14 protein-coding genes and 1 riboswitch are annotated in these 19,770 nt (G+C 68.8%); of the genes, 6 read left to right on the forward strand and 8 right to left on the reverse strand.

What is annotated here, in order from left to right; all coding sequences use genetic code 11:
- Positions 1-52: 52 nt before the first annotated feature.
- The 3 genes from QMZ26_RS19065 to QMZ26_RS19075 form a co-directional block, all read right to left on the reverse strand.
- On the reverse strand, positions 53-691 hold the full coding sequence (locus QMZ26_RS19065) for a hemolysin III family protein (RefSeq protein WP_200734016.1): 639 nt from the start codon (positions 689-691) through the stop codon (positions 53-55).
- 155 nt (positions 692-846) lie between these two features.
- Positions 847-2,451: a peptide chain release factor 3 gene (locus tag QMZ26_RS19070; protein WP_283222363.1), complete on the reverse strand. Its 1,605-nt coding sequence runs from the start codon at positions 2,449-2,451 to the stop codon at positions 847-849.
- Positions 2,452-2,517: 66 nt separating this feature from the next.
- On the reverse strand, positions 2,518-3,402 hold the full coding sequence (locus QMZ26_RS19075; RefSeq protein WP_283222364.1) for a M23 family metallopeptidase: 885 nt from the start codon (positions 3,400-3,402) through the stop codon (positions 2,518-2,520).
- A gap of 148 nt (positions 3,403-3,550) precedes the next feature.
- Positions 3,551-3,669, forward strand: a riboswitch (SAM riboswitch).
- A 77-nt stretch (positions 3,670-3,746) separates the two neighbouring features.
- Between QMZ26_RS19075 and QMZ26_RS19080 the strand changes: the two genes are divergently transcribed.
- The 3 genes from QMZ26_RS19080 to QMZ26_RS19090 are packed head-to-tail and all read left to right on the forward strand — an operon-like array spanning position 3,747 to position 7,074.
- Positions 3,747-4,778: a homoserine O-succinyltransferase gene (locus QMZ26_RS19080; RefSeq protein ID WP_200734013.1), complete on the forward strand. Its 1,032-nt coding sequence runs from the start codon at positions 3,747-3,749 to the stop codon at positions 4,776-4,778.
- Complete coding sequence (locus tag QMZ26_RS19085) at positions 4,775-6,010, forward strand: O-succinylhomoserine (thiol)-lyase (protein ID WP_283222365.1); 1,236 nt, start codon at positions 4,775-4,777, stop codon at positions 6,008-6,010. The genes QMZ26_RS19080 and QMZ26_RS19085 overlap by 4 nt, the downstream gene beginning before the upstream one ends.
- Positions 6,007-7,074 (forward strand): homoserine dehydrogenase, encoded by a 1,068-nt coding sequence (locus QMZ26_RS19090; protein ID WP_200734011.1) that lies wholly within the window; start codon positions 6,007-6,009, stop codon positions 7,072-7,074. Before QMZ26_RS19085 ends, QMZ26_RS19090 begins: the two co-directional genes overlap by 4 nt.
- Positions 7,075-7,229: 155 nt before the next feature.
- Here QMZ26_RS19090 and QMZ26_RS19095 read toward each other — a convergent pair whose 3' ends face one another.
- Together QMZ26_RS19095 and QMZ26_RS19100 are read right to left on the reverse strand one after the other, a co-directional pair.
- Complete coding sequence (locus tag QMZ26_RS19095) at positions 7,230-8,225, reverse strand: alpha/beta hydrolase (RefSeq protein WP_283222366.1); 996 nt, start codon at positions 8,223-8,225, stop codon at positions 7,230-7,232.
- A 184-nt stretch (positions 8,226-8,409) separates the two neighbouring features.
- The gene (locus tag QMZ26_RS19100) at positions 8,410-9,792 is read right to left on the reverse strand and encodes an L-serine ammonia-lyase (RefSeq protein ID WP_010482751.1); all 1,383 of its coding nucleotides are present in this window, start codon (positions 9,790-9,792) and stop codon (positions 8,410-8,412) included.
- Between the two features lie 99 nt (positions 9,793-9,891).
- Here QMZ26_RS19100 and QMZ26_RS19105 point away from each other — a divergent pair, with 99 nt between their 5' ends.
- Positions 9,892-10,119, forward strand: coding sequence for a glutaredoxin family protein (locus QMZ26_RS19105; protein ID WP_108758001.1), 228 nt, complete (start codon positions 9,892-9,894; stop codon positions 10,117-10,119).
- Between the two features lie 79 nt (positions 10,120-10,198).
- On the opposite strand, the gene QMZ26_RS19110 is transcribed toward QMZ26_RS19105, so the two are convergent.
- The 3 genes from QMZ26_RS19110 to QMZ26_RS19120 are packed head-to-tail and all read right to left on the reverse strand — an operon-like array spanning position 10,199 to position 11,988.
- Positions 10,199-10,771: a YceI family protein gene (locus tag QMZ26_RS19110; RefSeq protein ID WP_079222816.1), complete on the reverse strand. Its 573-nt coding sequence runs from the start codon at positions 10,769-10,771 to the stop codon at positions 10,199-10,201.
- Between the two features lie 3 nt (positions 10,772-10,774).
- Positions 10,775-11,347 carry a cytochrome b gene (locus QMZ26_RS19115; protein ID WP_079222815.1) on the reverse strand — a complete coding sequence of 191 codons (573 nt, stop codon included), beginning with the start codon at positions 11,345-11,347 and terminating at the stop codon, positions 10,775-10,777.
- Positions 11,344-11,988, reverse strand: a complete 645-nt coding sequence (locus tag QMZ26_RS19120) for a YceI family protein (protein WP_283222367.1) — start codon at positions 11,986-11,988, stop codon at positions 11,344-11,346. Before QMZ26_RS19120 ends, QMZ26_RS19115 begins: the two co-directional genes overlap by 4 nt.
- 162 nt (positions 11,989-12,150) lie before the next feature.
- On the opposite strand from QMZ26_RS19120, the gene QMZ26_RS19125 reads away from it, so the two are divergent.
- Together QMZ26_RS19125 and QMZ26_RS19130 are read left to right on the forward strand one after the other, a co-directional pair.
- Positions 12,151-15,690, forward strand: a complete 3,540-nt coding sequence (locus tag QMZ26_RS19125; protein ID WP_200734008.1) for an ATP-binding protein — start codon at positions 12,151-12,153, stop codon at positions 15,688-15,690.
- 98 nt (positions 15,691-15,788) lie between these two features.
- Positions 15,789-19,319: a hybrid sensor histidine kinase/response regulator gene (locus QMZ26_RS19130; protein WP_283222368.1), complete on the forward strand. Its 3,531-nt coding sequence runs from the start codon at positions 15,789-15,791 to the stop codon at positions 19,317-19,319.
- Positions 19,320-19,770: the final 451 nt, after the last annotated feature.

Below are 19,770 nucleotides of genomic sequence, written 5' to 3' on the forward strand. Positions count from 1 at the left end.
GGGCGCGAAGCGCTCATGTGCATGGCGTGCACATGGGCGCCGAACGGCCTCGCTACAGCACCTGCATGGTCACCGCGACAAAGTGGCAGACGCTGCCGCCGATCACGAACAGGTGCCAGATCGCGTGCGAATAGGGGATCGATTCGCGGTGGTAGAAGTAGGTGCCCAGCGTGTAGGACAGGCCGCCGGCGAACAGCCATGCCAGCGTGCCGCCGTCGATGGAGGCCCACATCGGCTTGATCGCCACGATCACCAGCCAGCCCATGGCGATGTAGATGCCGGTGGAGAGGGCCTTGAAACGGCCGGTATAGAACAGCTTGAACACCACGCCGCCCAGGGCCAGGGCCCAGATGGCGGTGAACAGGCCCCAGCCCCATGGCCCGCGCAGGCCGATCAGGGTGAATGGCGTGTAGGTACCGGCAATCAGCACGTAGATCGCGCAGTGGTCGAAGACCTTCAGGCGGCCCTTCGCCGTAGGGTGCTGGATGGCGTGGTACAGCGTGGAAGCGGTGTACAGCAGCAGCAGGGCGATGCCGAACACGATGGCGCTGGCAAGCTGCCAGCCGTCGCCGTAGATGGCGGCCAGGGTGATCAGTACGGCGCTGGCGGCCAGCGCGAACACGGCGCCGAGCCCGTGGGTCAGGGCGCTGGCGATTTCTTCACGGATGGAAGCAGCAGTCGTGGAGGACATGGCAAGGACGGATTTCGCGGGGAGGGGGGACCCGCAGCCCCCCTATCATCGCCGCGATGGCGGGCGCTTGCACCCCCGCCACCGTATGGGGGATGAATCCGCGCCCATCCACGCATGGCGTGGATCTACCGGGGCGCGGATCCGACCCCGGGGCGTCAGCCCGCCGGGACGGTATGCGCTGCTTCGCGGGTGGCCGAGAAGCGCACGTCCGGCGCGCGTTCCTGGGCCAGCTGCAGGTTCACCCGGGTCGGGGCCAGGTAGACCAGGTGGCCGGCCGCATCCAGGGCCAGGTTCAGCGCGTTCTTCTCGCGGAACTCTTCCAGCTTCTTCTCGTTGCTGCAGTGGACCCAGCGGGCGGTGGTCACGCTGACCGGCTCGAAGGTCGCTTCCACGCCGTACTCGTCCTTCAGGCGGTAGGCGGCCACGTCGAACTGCAGCACACCCACCGCGCCCAGGATCAGGTCGTTGCTGGTGAGCGGGCGGAAGAACTGGGTCGCGCCTTCTTCCGACAGCTGGGCCAGGCCCTTCTGCAGCTGCTTGAGCTTGAGCGGATCGCGCAGGCGCGCGCGGCGGAACAGTTCCGGGGCGAAGTTGGGGATGCCGGTGAAGGTGACCGCTTCGCCTTCGGTGAAGGTATCGCCGATGGAGATGGTGCCGTGGTTGTGGATGCCGATGACATCGCCCGGCCAGGCTTCGGCGGCGATCTCGCGGTCGCTGGCCATGAAGGTCAGTGCGTTGGCCAGCTTCATGTCCTTGCCGGTGCGCACGTGGAAGGTTTTCATGCCGGCGCTGAAGCGGCCCGAGCAGATGCGCATGAACGCCACGCGGTCGCGGTGCTGCGGATCCATGTTGGCCTGGATCTTGAACACGAAGCCGCTCAGCTTGTTTTCCTCCGGCGCGATGATCCGGCCGGTGGTGGTGCGCGCCTGCGGCGGCGGGGCGTGCTCGACGAAGAAGTCCAGCAGCGGCTGCACGCCGAAGTTGTTCACGCCCGAACCGAAGAACACCGGGGTCTGCTTGCCGGCACGGTAGGCATCCAGGTCGAACGGGTGGCTGGCGCCCTGCACCAGTTCCAGTTCATCGCGCAGTTCGGCCAGCATCTGTGCACCGATCTTCTCGGCCAGGCCGGGCGCATCGATGGACGGGAAGATGGTCGAATCCTGGCGGGTGAAGTTGCGGCCCGGTTCGTACAGGTGCACCTCGCCGGTCAGCAGGTGCACCACGCCCTTCAGGCGCTGGCCCATGCCGATCGGCCAGGTGACCGGAGCGCACTGGATGCCCAGCACGGTCTCCACTTCATCCAGCAGTTCGATCGGGTCCTTGCCCTCGCGGTCGAGCTTGTTGATGAAGGTCATGATCGGGGTGTCGCGCAGGCGGCAGACTTCCATCAGCTTGATGGTGCGCTCTTCCACGCCCTTGGCCACATCGATCACCATCAGCGCCGAGTCCACCGCGGTCAGCACGCGGTAGGTGTCCTCGCCGAAGTCGGCGTGGCCGGGGGTGTCGAGCAGGTTGACGATCTTGCCTTCGTACGGGAACTGCATCACCGAGGAGGTGACGGAGATGCCGCGCTCCTTTTCCAGCGCCATCCAGTCGGACGTCGCGTGGCGGGCGGCCTTGCGGCCCTTCACCGAACCGGCCATCTGGATCGCGCCTCCGAACAGCAGCAGCTTTTCGGTCAGCGTGGTCTTGCCGGCGTCAGGATGGGAAATGATGGCGAAGGTGCGGCGACGCGACGCTTCGTTGGCGACTTCGGACATGGCAGTGGCGCCCGCCCGGGGCGCTTTTCAAAGAGATAAGCGCCCGATTATACCGGCCGGGGCCGGTCAGCGCCCGGTGCCGCCTTCGGCTTCGCCCTGGCGGGCGAACTGCAGCTGGCCCTGCGCGGTGAAAATATGCACCGGCACCGAGCGCAGGCCCATGCCGCGGTTGACCTGGACCACGAAGTGCAGGTGCGGCGCGGTGCTGTAGCCACTGTTGCCGGACAACCCGATCGGCTGCCCGGCCTGCACCGCCTGGCCGGGACGCACGCGCATGCCGCCCGCCTGCAGGTGGCCGTACAGCGCCATGCTGCCGTCGCTGTGCAGGATGCGGATGAAATTGGCACGGCCGGCATCGCGCTCGCGGTCCTGGCCGTTGGCCTTGAAGCCATCCTGCACCTGCATGACCGTGCCCTCGCGCGCAGCCATCACCAGGGTGGCCTCGGGCAGGGCGAAATCCACCGCGTCGCGGTTCTCTTCGTCCTGGTGGCTGAAGCGTCCGTTCGGGGCCTGGTCCACGCGCAGCCGTGGCGCCTGGAAGGGCAGCCGGTAGGCCACGTCCTCGGCCCGTGCGGCGGGGTTGCCCGGCACCGACTGCAGGCGCACCTCCAGGCTGCGGCCATCGGCCGGGGCCGGCAGGTGGCCGACCACCAGGCTGCCACCGCCCTGTATCAGCGAACGCAGCGGCAGGCCTTCGATGGCGCCGCCGGGCGCCGGCCGCAGCTCGATCTGCACCGGGCCTGCCAACGGGTTGTCGATGCGCGCCTGCCATTGCCCGCCCATCGCCTGCAGCTGCAGCCGGGTGGTCGGCGCGGCCTGCGGGGCATCGTCACCGGCCGCGGCCGCACCCGCCTTCGGCACCAGGCCCCAGCCCTGGCGCCAGTCGCTGGCGTGGACGGTTGCGCTGGCCAGCAGGCACAGCAGCAGGCAGGACAGGGGCAGGCGGGGCATCGACGGATCCAGCGGAAAGGGCGCTGGCGACTGTAGCGGATCCTGAACGCGGGGATCGGGCGCAGTTCCCGGAACGGCGGTTCATTTATTCCATCGCTTTATCCGTATGAAGGGATTGACAGGTCCGGAAAGGGCTGGCATCGTGGCTCCACCATCGAGACCGGCAGAGGGACAGGCCCTTTGAAGCCGGGGCAGCCCGCAGGCGCGAAAGCGTCCGCGTAGGTGCCAAATCCTGCGGGGACCGTGGCGTCCACCGAAAGATGGTTCGAACCATGCACCGTACGTGCATCTCGAACGCGAGCCCCGCGAAGGCTCGATGGCCGATTTCCCACACGGATCCCGCCATGAGCTTCGCCCCCAGCACTGCCGCCCGCCCCGAATCCTTTGTCCCTGTCAGCGTGCCGGTCGATGACCGCGTGCACGCCGAGCGCGGCGAGTTCGCTGCCGTGCTGTCGATGCGCCACGCCGGGGCCAGCCCGGTGCGCCTGCGCTACGAGTGGGTGGGGCCGGCCAACGCGCCGGTGGTGGTGCTGGCCGGCGGCATTTCCGCCCACCGCCATGTCGCCTCCAATGCACAGTTCAGCGAAAAGGGCTGGGCCGAAGGCCTGGTCGGCAGCGGCCGCGCGCTGGATCCGCAGCAGCTGCGCGTGCTGGCCTTCGATTTCATCGGTGCAGATGGCGCGCTGGACGTGCCGATCGACACCGCCGACCAGGCCGATGCGCTGGCGCTGCTGCTCGATCATCTCGGCATCGGCGTGCTGAAGGCCTTCGTCGGCTACTCCTATGGCGCGCTGGTCGGCCAGCAGTTCGCGATCCGCCACCGCCGCCGCGTGCGCCAGCTGGTCCTGGCCAGCGGTGCGCACCGCCCGCATCCGTATGCCGCCGCCTGGCGCGCCCTGCAGCGCCGTGCGGTTGCGCTGGGCCAGCTGCAATGTGGCGAGGACCATGGCCTGGCGCTGGCCCGCCAGTTCGCCATGCTCAGCTACCGCACCCCGGAAGAATTCGGCGAGCGCTTCGATGCGGCGCCGGAAGTGGTCAACGGCCGCGTGCGCGTGGCCGCCGAAGACTACCTCGATGCCGCCGGCGCGCAGTACGTCGCGCGCACGCCGGTGACCGCCTACCTGCGCCTGTCCGAATCGATCGACCTGCACCGCGTGGACCCCGCCGCCATCCTGCCGCCCACCGTGGTGGTGGCGGTGGAAGGCGACCGCCTGGTGCCGCTGGCCGACCTGGTCGGCCTGGTCGAAGGGCTGGGCCCGCGCGGCAGCCTGCGCGTGCTGCGCTCGCCCTACGGCCACGACGCCTTCCTCAAAGAAACCGATCGCATCGATGCGATCCTCGCTACCGCCTTCCGCACTTCTGGAGAGTCCGCATGAGCCTGTACGCCAACGAGCCGTCCTGTAGCCGCACCACTGCCGCCGTCCGCGCCGGCATCGACCGCGACACCGCCCACGGTGCGGTCACCCCGCCGATCGTGCTGTCGTCGAACTTCAGTTTCGATGGCTTCGGCAACAAGCGGCAGTACGACTACACGCGCAGCGGCAACCCGACCCGCGACCTGCTGGGCGAAGCACTGGCCGAACTGGAAGGCGGCGCTGGTGGTGTCATCACCGCCACCGGCATGGGCGCCATCAACTTGGTGCTGAACGCACTGCTGGAGCCGGGCGATACCCTGGTGGTGCCGCACGATGCCTACGGCGGCAGCTGGCGCCTGTTCAATGCACTGGCCAAGAAGGGCCACTTCACCCTGGTCACCGCCGACCTGACCGACCCGCGCGCGCTGGCCCAGGCGCTGGCCAGCCAGCCGAAGCTGGTGCTGGTGGAAACGCCGTCCAACCCGCTGCTGCGCATCACCGACCTGCGCTTCGTCATCGATGCCGCGCACAAGGCCGGTGCGCTTGTCGTGGTGGACAACACCTTCCTGTCGCCGGCCCTGCAGCAGCCGCTGTCGTTCGGTGCCGACGTGGTGCTGCATTCGACCACCAAGTACATCAACGGCCACAGCGACGTGGTCGGCGGCGCGGTGATCGCGCGTGACCCGGGGGTGCACGAGCAGCTGGTGTGGTGGGGCAATGCGCTGGGCCTGACCGGTTCGCCGTTCGATGCCTTCCTGACGCTGCGCGGCCTGCGCACGCTGGATGCGCGCCTGCGCGTGCACCAGGAAAACACCGCTTCGATCGTCGCCCTGCTGGATGCACATCCGGCGGTGGCCCGCGTCTATTACCCGGGCCTGGCCGACCACCCCGGCCATGCCATCGCCGCGCGCCAGCAGAGCGGTTTCGGCGCCATGCTCTCCTTCGAACTGGCCGACTGCGAAGGCGAAGATCCGCATGCCGCAGTGCGCGCCTTCGTCGACGGCCTGCGCTGCTTCACCCTGGCCGAATCGCTGGGCGGCGTTGAAAGCCTGATCGCGCACCCGGCCACCATGACCCATGCGGCGATGACCGCCGAGGCACGTGCCGCCGCCGGCATCAGCGAAGGCCTGCTGCGCCTGTCGGTGGGCATCGAAGCCGAGCGTGACCTGCTGGCCGATCTCGACGCCGCGCTGCAGCGCGCCGAAGCAGCGATCGGCGCGGCGGTGCGTCGCAAACAGGTGGTGGATGCATGAGCGCGCTGGCCGCAGATATTCCCGCGCTCGGCGGTGGCCGCTTGGCCCTGCTCGGCACCGGCACGGTGGGCACGGCCTTCGTGCAGCGCTACCAGGCATTGCAGGCACGTGGGCTGGACCTGCCCAGCGTGCAGTGGCTGGCCAACTCGCGCACGGCGCTGGCGATCGACCGTGACCTCGCGCTGCCGCTGGAACTGGCCCGGCGCGCGCCGCGCGATGGGCAGAGCTCGCCGCCGTGGGCCAGCACCGAGGGCCTGGAGCGCGGCGACGTGGTGGTGGATGCCACCGCCAGCGAGGACGTGGCCGCACGCCACGTGCAGTGGCTGGCCCGCGGCGTGCACGTGGTGACGGCCAACAAGCTGGGCCGCGGCGCGCAGCTGGCACGCGCACAGGCCATCGCCGAAAGCTGTGCCGACAGCGGTGCGCGCTACGGTGACAGTGCCACGGTGGGTGCCGGCCTGCCGTTGTTGAGCAGCCTGCGCGCGCTGGTGGCCGGCGGTGACCACATCCATGCCATCGAAGGCGTGCTGTCCGGGTCGCTGGCCTGGCTGTTCCATCGCTACGACGGCCGTTCGCCGTTCTCGGTGGCAGTGCGCGAAGCGCTGGAGGCCGGTTACACCGAGCCCGATCCGCGCGTGGATCTGTCTGGCGAGGATGTGCGGCGCAAGCTGTTGATCCTGGCCCGCAGCAGCGGGCTGGCGCTGGATGCGGCGCAGGTGCAGGTGGATTCACTGGTGCCGGCGGCGCTGGCGGCATTGCCGCTGGGTGAGGCGCTGGCCGCGCTGGAGCAGCTGGATGCGCCGCTCCAGGCGCGTTGGCAGCAGGCGCACGCTCAGGGCCGCGTGCTGCGCTTCGTCGGCCGTGTCGATGCCGAGGGGGCGCAGGTCGGACTGCGCGAACTGCCGGCCGATCATCCACTGGCGCAGGGTGCGGGCACCGACAACCGCGTGGCCATCCACAGCGACCGCTATCGCCAGCAGCCACTGCTGATCCAGGGCCCGGGTGCGGGTGCGGAAGTGACCGCCGCAGCACTGTTGGATGATGTGCTGCGCATTGCCGGTTGACGGCCTGCCGCTGCGCTCGCTGGGCATGGCCCGGCGCTACCGCCCGTAGATCTGCACCTTCGTAGAGCCGAGCCCATGCTCGGCTGCGCTTGACGTTGCCGGTCCTGCGCGATGAGCCGAGCATGGGCTCGGCTCTACAACGGGAACCCGGCAGGTCAACGGGTCTTCAACACCTTCAACAGCGCGGCGTTGAACTGCTTGGGATCCTGCACCTGCGGCGAATGCCCCAGCCCGGCGAATTCGACCAGGGTCGCGTTGGGAATGGCAGCGGCCGCCGCCTTGCCCAGCGCAGGGTAGTCACCCAGCGTAGCCTTCAGTTCCGGTGAGGCGCGGTCGCGGCCGATCGCGGTGCGGTCCTTCTGGCCGATGAACAACGCGGTCGGCACCTGCAGGTGCTTCAGTTCGTAGACCACGGGCTGGTTGAACACCATGTCCGAGGTCAGCGCCTGGCTCCACGCCACCGCCTGCTTGCCGGCGCCTTCGTACATGCCTGACTGCATGCGCGCCCACTGTTCATAGGCGGGCTTCCACTGGCCGTCGTAGTACACGTCCAGCTGGTAGCGTCGGATGCTGTCATAGCTGGTTTTCAGTTCGCCGGCATACCACTCATCGACGCTGCGCCACGGCACGCCCAGTGCCTTCCAGTCTTCCAGGCCGATCGGATTGACCAGCGACAGGCTGCGCAGGTCCTGCGGGTACATCAGCGCGTAGCGGATGGCGAGCATGCCGCCCATCGAGTGGCCGACCATGTGCACCGGCTGGTCACCCAGCTGCAGCTGCTGCAGCAGCGCGTGGGTGTTGGCGGCCAGCTGGCCGAACGAATACTGGTAGCGCTCAGGCTTGCTGGCCTTGCAGAAGCCGATCTGGTCCGGAGCGATCACCCGGTAACCGGCGGCCACCAGCGGCGCGATGGTCTGCTGCCAGGTGGCCGCGCAGAAATTCTTGCCGTGCAGCAGCACGACCACGCCGATCGCCTTCTTCTTCGGCGTGACGTCCAGGTAGGTCATTTCCAGCGGCTGGCCCTGCGACTGCAGGGCGAAGGTCTTCAACGGGTAGCCGTAATCGAAGCCTTCCAGGCGCGGGCCGTAGGTTGGCGCAGCCAGCGCGGAAAGGGGCAGGCAGGCAAGCAGGGCGGCAGCGATCACGCGCATGGGACAGTCCGAAGCAGGGGAGCCCCGAGCCTAACCGGAACACCGTGACGGTGTCGCCCCATGAGGTAGAGTCGACCGCTGGTCGACTACCCTCGAACAACGCGCGGAATTCCCGCGCTGCGCGCGATAGTCGACTGACAGTCGACTCTACCGAGGGCCCGAACCCAGCCCGCGGCGCTACCCCTCAGCACTCGATGACGTTCACCGCCAGGCCACCACGGCTGGTTTCCTTGTACTTGTCCTGCATGTCGCGGCCGGTATCGCGCATGGTCTTGATGACCTTGTCCAGCGAGACCTTGTGCTTGCCGTCGCCACGCATGGCCATGCGCGAGGCATTGATCGCCTTCACCGCACCCATCGCATTGCGCTCGATGCACGGAATCTGCACCAGCCCGCCGATCGGGTCGCAGGTCAGCCCCAGGTTGTGCTCCATCCCGATCTCAGCGGCGTTCTCGATCTGGCTGGGGTTGCCGCCCAACGCTGCGACGAGGCCGCCGGCGGCCATCGAACAGGCCACGCCCACTTCGCCCTGGCAGCCGACTTCGGCGCCGGAAATCGAGGCGTTTTCCTTGTACAGGATGCCGATCGCTGCCGAGGTCAGCAGGAAGTCGAACACGCGCTGTTCGTTCGCGCCCGGGCAGAAGCGGTCGAAATAGTGCAGCACCGCCGGCAGCACGCCGGCCGCGCCGTTGGTCGGCGCGGTGACCACGCGGCCACCGGCAGCGTTCTCCTCGTTCACCGCCAGTGCGTACAGGTTGACCCAGTCCAGCGTGGTCAGCGGGTCGCGCATGGCGGCTTCGGGCTTGGACGACAGCTCGCGGTACAGCGCCGGTGCACGACGGCCGACCTTCAGGCCGCCCGGCAACACGCCTTCCTCGCGGATGCCGCGCGCCACGCATGACTGCATCGCGCTCCAGATCTCGCGCAGCTGGGCGCGGATCTCGTCCTCGCTGCGCCAGCACTTTTCGTTCTCGAACATCAGCTGGGCGATGCTCAGGCCACTGCGCGCGGTCTGCGCCAGCAGTTCATCGCCGCTCTTGAACGGGTAGGGCAGCGGGGTTTCATCGGGCACGATGCGATCATCGGCCGCATCGTCCTGGTTGACCACGAAGCCGCCACCGACCGAGTAGTAATCGCGGGTGGCGATCACTTCGTCTTCGGCGTTGTAGGCGGTGAAGCGCATGCCGTTGGTGTGGTACGGCAGCTTCTGGCGCTTGTTCATGCCGAGGTCGCGCTTCTCGTCGAAGGCGATCTCGTGCTGGCCCATCAGCTGGATGCGCTTGCTGCTGCGGATGCGTTCCAGGGTGGCCGGGATGATGTCCGGGTCGATCAGGTTCGGGCGCTGGCCTTCCAGGCCGAGCAGGATCGCCTTGTCGGTACCGTGGCCGCGGCCGGTCAGTGCCAGCGAACCGTAGACGTCGGCGCGGATGCGCGCCACTTCGTGCAACCGGCCCGGGTCGAGCAGCCAGCGGTGGATGAAGCGCTCGGCGGCCTTCATCGGCCCGACGGTGTGCGAGGAGCTCGGGCCAATGCCGATCTTGAAAACGTCGAACGTGCTGACAGCCATGGTTGCCGTACTGCGGGTACCGGAAGAGACCGCTATTCTAGCGGTTCATGCCGCCCGCCATGGCTGCGGCGCAGCATTTCCGCCAAGGGGGCCGGACCGGTGTTGACCCTGTTCCAGCGTGATGATTGCCACCTCTGCGACATGGCCTTGGCCGAGCTGGCCAAGGCAAGGGCGCCGGAGTTCGATTCGGTGTTCCTGGACGACCAGCCCGGGCTGGAGGCGCGCTATGGCGCGCGGGTGCCGGTGCTGCGCGACGAGGCCGGTGACCGCGAGCTGGACTGGCCGTTCGATGCGGCCGGCGTGCAGGCCTGGCTGGCTGCGGGGTGAATCCGCCGGGCATGGCCCGGCGCTACCCAACATCAACGTTCCAAGGTAGCGCCGGGCCATGCCCGGCGGCAGGCCCGTGTTATTTCGCGTCGAACTTGACGATCGTGCTGATCGAGGTCTCGTCCGGGATGGTCTTGGTGTCGGCCCAGTCGCCGCCGCCCACGCCGAAGTCCAGGCGCTTGACCGTCGCCTTGCCGGTCAGCACCGGCTGCGTGCCCGGCTTCCAGGTGAAGGTGAGGGTGACCGGCTTGCTGACGCCGCGCAGTTCCAGCGTGCCGTCGGCGGCGTACTGGTCGTTGCCGACGGCGCGGAAGCCCTTGGCGGTGTAGTGCGCGGTGGCGAACTTGCCGACATTGAAGAAATCGGCGCCCTGCAGGGTCGAGTCACGGTCGCTGTTGCCGCTCTTGGCGCCGGCCAGCGGGATCACCACGTCCAGCGAACCAGCAGCCGGGTTGGCCGGGTCGAAGCTGAGCTTGGTGGCAAAGCCCGGGAAGCTGCCGGTGAACACTTCGCCGTCGTACTTGGTGGCGAACACCAGGATCGAGCCGGCGCCGGGGGCCTGGGCGTAATCGGCGGCCAGCACCGGGGCGGTGGCCAGCATGCCGGCCAGGGCGGCGGCCACGGCGGCCGGGGTGGTCAGTTTCAGGGTCATCGGTCAGTCCTTCTGGGGGGAGGCGAGCCAGCCGCGCGGCAACATCCGCGAGAGGGTGGCATCACGCTGGAACAGGTGGTGGTAGAAGGCAGCGCCGGCATGGGCCAGCACCACCGCGATCAACAGCCAGAAACCGTATTCGTGGATGGCATGGGACACCGCGACGGTCTGCGGGTCGGGGCCGCTCAGCTTGGGAACGTCGACCAGGCCGAACCAGCGGAACGGGCGCAGGCCGCTGGCCGAGTCATACAGCCAGCCGGACAGCGGAATGGCGAACATCAGCACGTACAGCAGCACGTGGGTAGCGCTGGCGATGCGTTCCTGCCAGCTGGGCACGCCCGGCACCGGCTTCGGCGCACCGGCATACAGGCGCCAGCCGAGGCGGAACAGCACCAGTGCCAGCACGGTGATGCCGATGGACTTGTGCGCGGTATAGACCCAGAAATATTTCGGCGTCTTGGGCAGTTCACCCATGGTCAGGCCGACGATGCCCAGGGCAAGGATCAGCAGGGCGATCAGCCAGTGCAGGGTCTGGCTGACACTGCCCCAGGCGGCGGGAGTGTTCTTGGCGGTCATCGGGGATCCTTGGGGGCCGTCGTGCTGTCGGAGTGGGAATCAGGGGCGGGAGTTCCCGGCGCATCGCTGCGGTCGAACGCGGCTTCTGCCTCGATCCTCACCTGTACGGCATCGCCGATGACGCCCGGCCACGCGGTGATGCCGAAGGCACGCCGGCTCAATGTGGTGGTGGCGGAAAAGCCGACGGTGCGGCGGAACGGTGGCAGCGGATAGCGCTTGACCGCGTTGAGAGTGACATTGAGCACCACCGGCTGGCTGACCCCGCGCAGGGTCAAGGTGCCGGCGACCTGCGCATGCTTCTCGTCGACCGGCTCGACGTGGGTGGAAACGAAGCGCGCGGTGGGGAAGCGTTCGCCATCGAGCAGGCTGCGGGCGAGGGTGGCCTGGTTCCACTTGGCATCACCCAGGTCCAATCGCGACACGGGGATCTCAACGTCCAGAGTCGCCTCCCGCCAGTTGTCGGGATCGAACCGCAGCTGTCCCGCACTGCCGGAAATCGTGCCCATCGCCTGCGAATAGCCGGCATGGTCGATGGCGAACAACACGCGGGTATGCACCGGGTCGATGCGCCAGGCATCGTTGCCCGCCCACGCCGGGGCGGCGGCAAGCAGCAGGGGCAGCAGGGCCAGGCAGGAACGCATCGGCAGGGCTCGGCGGAAAGGTGCCTCGATCATACGCACAGGCCCTGCACTGCGCTGTGTGCACGGCTGCAACAGTTCGTGGTGGCAATGCCGCTGGAAACAGCCTGTTGCAGCGATGACCCCGGCCCTGTGTGACAATCGGCGCAGGACAGGGGGTTCAGGATGAAGAGCGGCTGGCGCCGGTACTGGCGGTGCATCGCGGGGGCAGGTCTGTTGCTGATGGCGTTGGCCACCTCGGCGGCGACCTTCGACATGGCAGGTGAAACACCGCGCCTGCGCCGATTCGGTGCGGCCGAAGGCTTGCCGTCGCGCATGGTCCTTGCCTTGGCCGAAGACCGCAGCGGGCACATCTGGGCCGCCACCGACGGTGGCCTGGCGCGCTATGACGGCGGCACCCTGCGGGTCTGGCAGCACGATCCGGAACAGCCCGGCTCGCTGCCCGGCAACGAAATCGAGACGCTGCTGGTCGATCCGCTCGACCGCGTCTGGGTCGGCATCAACGGCAAGGGCGTGGCCCGGCTGGATGCGGACCGCGAGCGCTTCATTTCCTTCGACGCACTCAACAACGAATGCCAGGGCCAGGTCTGGACGCTGGCCTATGCCGAAGAGGCACTGTGGGTCGGCAGCAGCACGCACGGGGTCTGCCGTTTCGGCGAGGACGGCAGCCTGCGTTTCTTCCGGCAGGCACCGGGTGGGCTGCCCAGCGACACCATCTACAGCAGCCTGGTCGACGCGCAGGGCCGCCTGTGGCTGGGCACCGAAGCGGGCCTGGCGCGCTGGAACGGCACGGCATTCGAGGCGGTTGCCGCGCGTGAACTGGGCGCGGTGAGCGTGCTGCGGTTGAGCCGTGATGCCGAGGGCGCGATCTGGATCGGCACGCAGAACGATGGCCTGTACCGGATCGATGCGCAGGACCGGGTGAGCCGGCCCCGCTGGGCCGACAGCGCCCAGCTGCGTTCGGCGATGGTGCTGGCCGATCGCCAGGGGGGCTACTGGGCCGGCACTTCCGACGGCCTGCTGCGCGGTGATGCGAGCCAGCTGCGGCGGCTGGAGGGCGATCGCGGCAGTGGCTTCCTGACCAGCCACAGCGGCGTGCTGGATCTGCTGCAGGATCATGAAGGGGGCATGTGGGTTGCGCTGTTGACCCAGGGCCTGGCCTACCTGCCGCCGGACTGGCGGCGTTTTTCCACGTGGTACCAGCTGGATGGACGCCCGCTGGACAGCCAGTACCTGCTGAGCGCGGCCAGCGATGGCCGCAACTACTTCGTCGGCTCGGCCCACGGCGTCTACCAGATCAACGCACAGGGCACGCTGAGCCTGCTGGCCAGCGACCGCGAACTGGGCAGCGGCGCGGTATGGTCGGTGCTGCCGCGCCCGGATGGCCAGCTGTGGCTGGGCCGCGCCGGACGCCTCAGTGTCTACAACCCGGCCCGACGCACGCTGCGCGACTGGCCCATCGCCGGTGGCGCCGACCTGCGCCAGCGCATCGACCTGATGCGCCAGGCCCCGGACGGCACGGTCTGGATATCGGTGATGAACATGGGCCTGCAGCAGCGTGCGGCCGATGGCCGGGTGCTGCGGACCTTCGAGTTGGCGGCGCTGCGCGGCGAAGGCGATGCGCCGGTGGAGCAGATCCGCTTCGATGCGCGCGGGCAGGCCTGGCTGGTCGGCGCGATGGGAATCTGGCGCGAGCAGGCCGAGCGCTTCGTGGCCGTGCCCGGCGTGTCGCAGGGGCAGATCTACGACCTGGTCTGGATCGACCCGCAGCAGCTGTGGCTGGCCAGGCAGGGCGCATTCGAACGCTACCAGTGGGATGGCCTGGGCCTGCGCCTGATCCAGCGCGTCGACGCGACCTACGGCATGCCGCCGGTCAGCATGGGCGGGCTGGCGCTGGCCCGTGATGGACGCGTGTGGGCCACCACGCCGCGTGGCCTGGTGCGCTGGGATCCGCAGACGCGGCGCGTGCAGCAGTTCAACGAACGCGATGGCCTTCCGGATGCCGAGTTCACCGGTCGGCCGCCGGCCATCGGCGCCGACGGCCGCGTGCTGGCGGTGACCCAGACCGGCCTGGTCGGTTTCGATCCCGACGCGGCCGATGTCGTGCTGCCGCCGTCGCAGCTGGTGATCGCGCAGGTACGCGTGCGCCGCGACGATGCGCGTGGCTGGCAGCCGTTGCCGGCGGACGGCACGCTGCTGCTGGGCCCGGATGATCGCGACCTGCAGATCGACGCGCGCCTGCTGTCCTATGCCAATCCGCAGGGCAACCGCTACCGGTTCCGCGTCGACGGCTACGACCAGAACTGGGTGGAGCAGGGTGGCGATGGCCAGCGCACGCTGTCGCGGTTGCCGCCGGGGCTGTATTCCATCGAAGTGCAGGCCGCCACCGCCAGCGGGCCGTGGACGGCCTCGCAGCGGCTGCAGGTGAAAGTGCTGCCACCGTGGTGGCGCAGTGGCATGGCCATCTTCGGTTATCTGATGCTGGGTTCGCTGTTGCTGCTGGTGACGGTGTGGTCGATCCGCCGGCGCCTGCGGCGGCGCCAGCAGTGGCAGCTGACCGTGCACAAGCAGCAGCTGGCCGAGCAGGCCTCGCAGGCCAAGAGCCGCTTCCTGGCCACGCTGGGCCACGAGGTGCGCACGCCGATGACCGGCGTGCTGGGCATGAGCGAGCTGTTGCTGGCCACCGAACTGGACCCGGTGCAGCGCAGCTACGCCGGCTCGATCCAGCAGGCCGGCAGCCATCTGCTGCGGCTGGTGAACGACGCGCTGGACCTGGCCCGCATCGAGGCCGGGCGGCTGGAGCTGGATATCCGTCCGTTCGATCTGAACGGCCTGCTCGACCAGGTGCAGGCGCTGATGCAGCCGATGGCGCAGCAGCGGCAGCTGGCGTTCCGGCGCGAGGACGCGCTGCCCGGGCCGATCTGCGTCAGCGGGGATGAAATGCGGATACGGCAGATCCTGCTGAACCTGCTTGGCAATGCGATCAAGTTCACCGAGCGTGGCTACGTGGGGCTGGGCGCCCACCTGCAGGAGGGGGGCGGCGCGGTCACTTTCGAGGTCAGCGACAGCGGCCCGGGCATCAATGCCGAGCAGCAGCGCCGGCTGTTCCACCGCTTCGAGCAGGCCGACGGGCCGCGCACGGCCTCGCGCTATGGCGGCAGCGGGCTGGGGCTGGCGATCTGCCAGGAACTGGCCGTGGCGATGGGCGGGCACATCGACGTGGACAGCCAGCTGGGCAAGGGCGCGCGTTTCCGCGTGCATGTGCCGCTGCCGTGGACGCGCCAGGCGGCGTCGCCGCAGAGCGAGGCGGCCGCGGTGCCGGTGCTGCCCGCCCTGCGCATCCTGCTGGTGGAGGACGATGTCACCGTGGCCGACGTCATCGCTGGCCTGCTGCGCGCGCGCGGACACCAGGTGGTGCACGTGCTGCATGGGCTGGGTGCGCTTTCGGAGATCGCCACCGACGGCTTCGATGTCGGCCTGCTCGACCTGGACCTGCCCGCGCTGGATGGCACCGCCATCGCCCGCCAGCTGCGCGCGATGGGCTACGAGCTGCCCCTGGTGGCGGTGACCGCGCGTTCCGATGCCTATGCGGAAACCCAGGTACTTGCCGCCGGCTTCGATGGTTTCCTGCGCAAGCCGGTGACCGGTGACCTGCTGGTGTCAGCAATCCTCCAGGCCCGGTCAAAACGCCAGATAGACGTCTGATCGGGACAATCGCTGGCGTGAATGCCCTGACTTTCGGTTTACCATGCCGACGCCGCACAACGCGGGGTCCATCAACAGGCAGCGTGAGGAGGCAATCGGTGGCGTATCTGCGGGCAGCGACGCTGCTGCTGATCCTCCTGTGCGTGCTGGCGCCCGTGGCCGCGCAGCCGGTGCCGCCGACCCCGCGGCAGGTGACCGTGTTCGACGGGCTGCCGTCCAACACCGTCAACCGCATGGCCGAAGACCGCTACGGCTACCTGTGGATCGCCACCAATGACGGCCTCGCCCGCTACGACGGGCGCAACTACCGCGTCTGGCGTTCCGAGGACGGGCTGCGCGACAACCGCATCTGGACCGTGCTGGTCGATGCCCAGAACGAGCTGTGGATCGGTACCGAGAATGCCGGCGTGGTGCGGATGTCGGCCGATCGCCGGCAGCTGCGCTTCTACGACCGCAGCAGCCAGCCGTTGATGGCCAGCAACACGGTGTGGAGCCTGGCCTCGACGCCGGACGGCGCCATCTGGTTCGGCACCTACGGCGGTGGCCTGTACCGGCTGGATCGCGGTGACCGCCTGCAGCGCTTCCTGCCCGAAGTAGACAACCCGCGCAGCGTGCCGGCCGCCTCGATCCCCTTCCTGGCGACCCTGCCCGACGGCACCTTGTGGGTGGGCACGAAGCACGGCGTCGCGCGCTGGACCGGTACCGATTTCGAGCGCATCGAGGCCGGTATGCTGCCCAGCCAGCTGGTCAATGGCCTGACCGCCGAACCCGACGGCAGCCTGTGGATCAGCACCGTGGCCGGCGCCACCGTGCGCCGGCCCGACGGCCACTTCGAGGCGCCGCCGTGGCAGTTGCCGGCCGATGACCAGGTGCTGGGCATGATGCTGCGCGATGAGCAGGGCGGGCACTGGCTGGACACCCGCAGTGGCCTGGGCCGCGCAGTGAATGGCCAGTACCAGACCGTGCCGCTGTACAGCGCGGTGGCGCGCGGCCAGGTGCGGCCGAACTGGGCGGGGGCCTACGAAGACCGCGAAGGCGGCATCTGGCTGGCCAGCACCAATGCCGGCCTGTGGCACCTGCTGCCGCGCTGGTGGCAGTTCTCGGTGTTCTCGCGGCTGGAGGACGATCCATCGTCGCTGCGCAATGCCTACGTGCTGGGCACCAGCCCCTCGGCCAATGGCGGGGTGTGGACGGTTGGCAGCCACGGTGCGCTGGATCGTTTCGATCCGCGCAGTGGCGACATCGAACAGCATCGGACCTTCCTCAATGGCATGCATTGGCTGACCTCGGTGCGCGAGGATCGACGTGGCCAGGTATGGGTCGGTTCCACCGACGCACTGCTGCGCTACGACCCGCGCAGTGGCGCGCTGCGGCGCTGGGACGGGGAAAGCGGCGCCGATGCCACGATGGAGGGCAACATCGATGCGATGATGACCTGCGACGGCGACAGCCTGTGGCTGATGCTGCCCTCGGGCCTGCAGCAGCGTGACCTGGACGGCCACCTGCGCCGGCAGCTGGAAAACGGGCGTGACGGCCTGCAGGCCGGCCAGCTCAACATGGATGTCGAATGTGGGCCGCAGGACCGGATCTGGCTGGCCAGCAGCCGCGGCCTGCTGCAGTGGCAGCCCGATGCGCAGCGCTTCCAGCCGGTTCCCGGGGCGCCGGCCACGCCGGTGTATGCGATCGACGTCGGCGCCAATGGCCAGGTGTGGTTGTCCGAGGACGGGCGCCTGTCGCGCTACCTCTGGCGCAACGGGCGGCTGGAGCGGCAGGCGGTGATCGGCAGCGAACAGGGCTACCCGGCCATTGCCGCGACCGGCCTGGTGGTCGATGCGCAGGGCGTGGCCTGGGCCAGCGGTGCGCGCGGCCTGGTGCGGGTGGGGGACTCTGGCCAGAGCGTGCGCCTGTACGGTGTCCACGACGGCCTGCCCAGCCAGGAATTCCGCGACCACACGCTGATCGCCACCGCGAGCGGGCGGCTGGTGGCCGGCACGCCGGCTGGCGTGGTTGCGTTTGATCCCACGCTGGTACGCCCATCGACCCGGCGCGCGCCGCTGGTGATCGAGCGGGTGGAAGTGCGCCGCAACGAACAGGTGCTGGACCTGACCCACGACACGCCGTTGCAGATCGCCGATGGCGACCGCGACCTGCGCATCGTCGCGCGCCTGCTGTCCTTTGCCGACTCGGCATCCAACAGTTACCGCTACCGGCTGACCGGCTACGACCCGGACTGGGTGGAAGTCGGGCCGGGCGGCGAACGCCTGTTCTCGCGCCTGCCGCCGGGCGCGTACCGGCTGGAAGTGCAGGCCCGTTCGGCCGACCACGTCTGGTCGCGGGTGGAAGCCCTGGAGTTCCACGTGCAGCCACCGTGGTGGCGCAGCCTGTCCGGCGTGCTGGTGCTGGCCTCGATCGGCCTGCTGCTGACCAGCTGGTTCGCCTGGTTGTACCGGCGCCGCCTGCAGCGCAAGCACGCCTATCAGCTGGCCCTGCACAAGCAGGAACTGGCCGAGCAGGCTTCGGCTGCCAAGACCCGGTTCCTGGCCAACCTGGGCCATGAAATCCGCACGCCGATGACCGGCGTGCTGGGCATGAGCGAACTGCTGCTGGCCTCGTCGCTCGACCCGCAGCAGCGCGGGTACACGCAATCGATCCGCCATGCCGGCGAGCACCTGCTGCACCTGGTGAACGATGCACTGGACCTGGCCCGGATCGAATCGGGGCGGCTGGAGCTGCAGTCGCGACCGTTCGCGTTGAACGGCCTGCTGCAGGACCTGGCCGCGTTGATGGGCCCGCTGGCCGCCCAGAAGGGCCTGCGCTTCGTGCTGGACAACCAGCTGCCGGCGGGTCTGCAGGCCACCGGCGATGCGATGCGGGTGCGGCAGATCCTGTTGAACCTGCTGTCCAACGCGGTGAAGTTCACCAGTCGCGGCACCATCACCCTGCACGCGCGCTGCGAGGACGGCCCGCGTGGCCTGCACTTCGAGGTGCACGACACTGGCCCGGGCATCAGCCAGGAACAGCAGCAGCGCCTGTTCCGCCGTTTCGAGCAGGCCGACGGCGCCCGCACTGCAGCGCAGTACGGTGGCAGTGGCCTGGGCCTGGCCATCTGCCGCGAGCTGGCGCAGGCCATGCAGGGCCGTATCCGGGTGGAGAGCCAGCTGGGCAGTGGTACCCGCTTCGAAGTGAGTCTGCCGCTGCCGCTGCAGCAGGATGGCGTGGGCGAGGGGGGTGAGGCGGTGCTGGGTGAGGGCGCAGTGGCGAACATGCCGGCGCTGCGCATCCTGCTGGTGGAAGACGATGCCACCGTGGCCGATGTGGTGGTGGGCCTGTTGTCCGCACGCGGGCACCAGGTGGTGCATGCGGGCCACGCGCTGGCGGCGCTGCGCGAGATCAGCGCGGGCGACTTCGATGTTGGCCTGCTGGATCTGGACCTGCCGGGCCTGAGTGGTTTCGAGCTGGCCCAGCACCTGCGCAACCAGGGCTACATGCTGCCGCTGCTGGCGGTGACGGCGCGGACCGATGCTGACCTGCAGGAGCAGGTGGAGGCGGCGGGCATCGGCGGGTTCCTGCGCAAGCCGGTGACGGGTGAGCTGCTGGTCGAAGCGATCGCGCGGGTGCTTGGGCGGTAGGTTTTTTTGCAGGGCTTGCAGCCCTGCACCTGCAGAATCAACTTCAACTTCAAAAGCCTGCATTCCGTGGGTTGGCGGGGTGGGTCCGGTTGAGGGGGACGCTGCAAGTACGTCCATGTAAGCTCGGTCGCCGCATCCATGCGGCTCACGCCCCCTCAACCGGACCCACCCCGCCTTCGACAGATTTCTGCGATCTGCTGGAACGGCGTTCTGCTTTGGTGGGTGCCGACCGTTGGTCGGCACGGGGGCGGATCCAATTTTGATTATCGATATCTGACGGATTTCATCCACGCATGGCGTGGATCTACTGGAACGGCGTTCTGCTTGGGTGGGTGCCGACCGTTGGTCGGCACGGGGGCGGATCCAATTTTGAATATCGATATCTGACGGATTTCATCCACGCATGGCGTGGATCTACTGGAACGGCGTTCTGCTTGGGTGGGTGCCGACC

The organism is Stenotrophomonas sp. PFBMAA-4, assembly GCF_030053215.1.
GTDB lineage: Bacteria > Pseudomonadota > Gammaproteobacteria > Xanthomonadales > Xanthomonadaceae > Stenotrophomonas.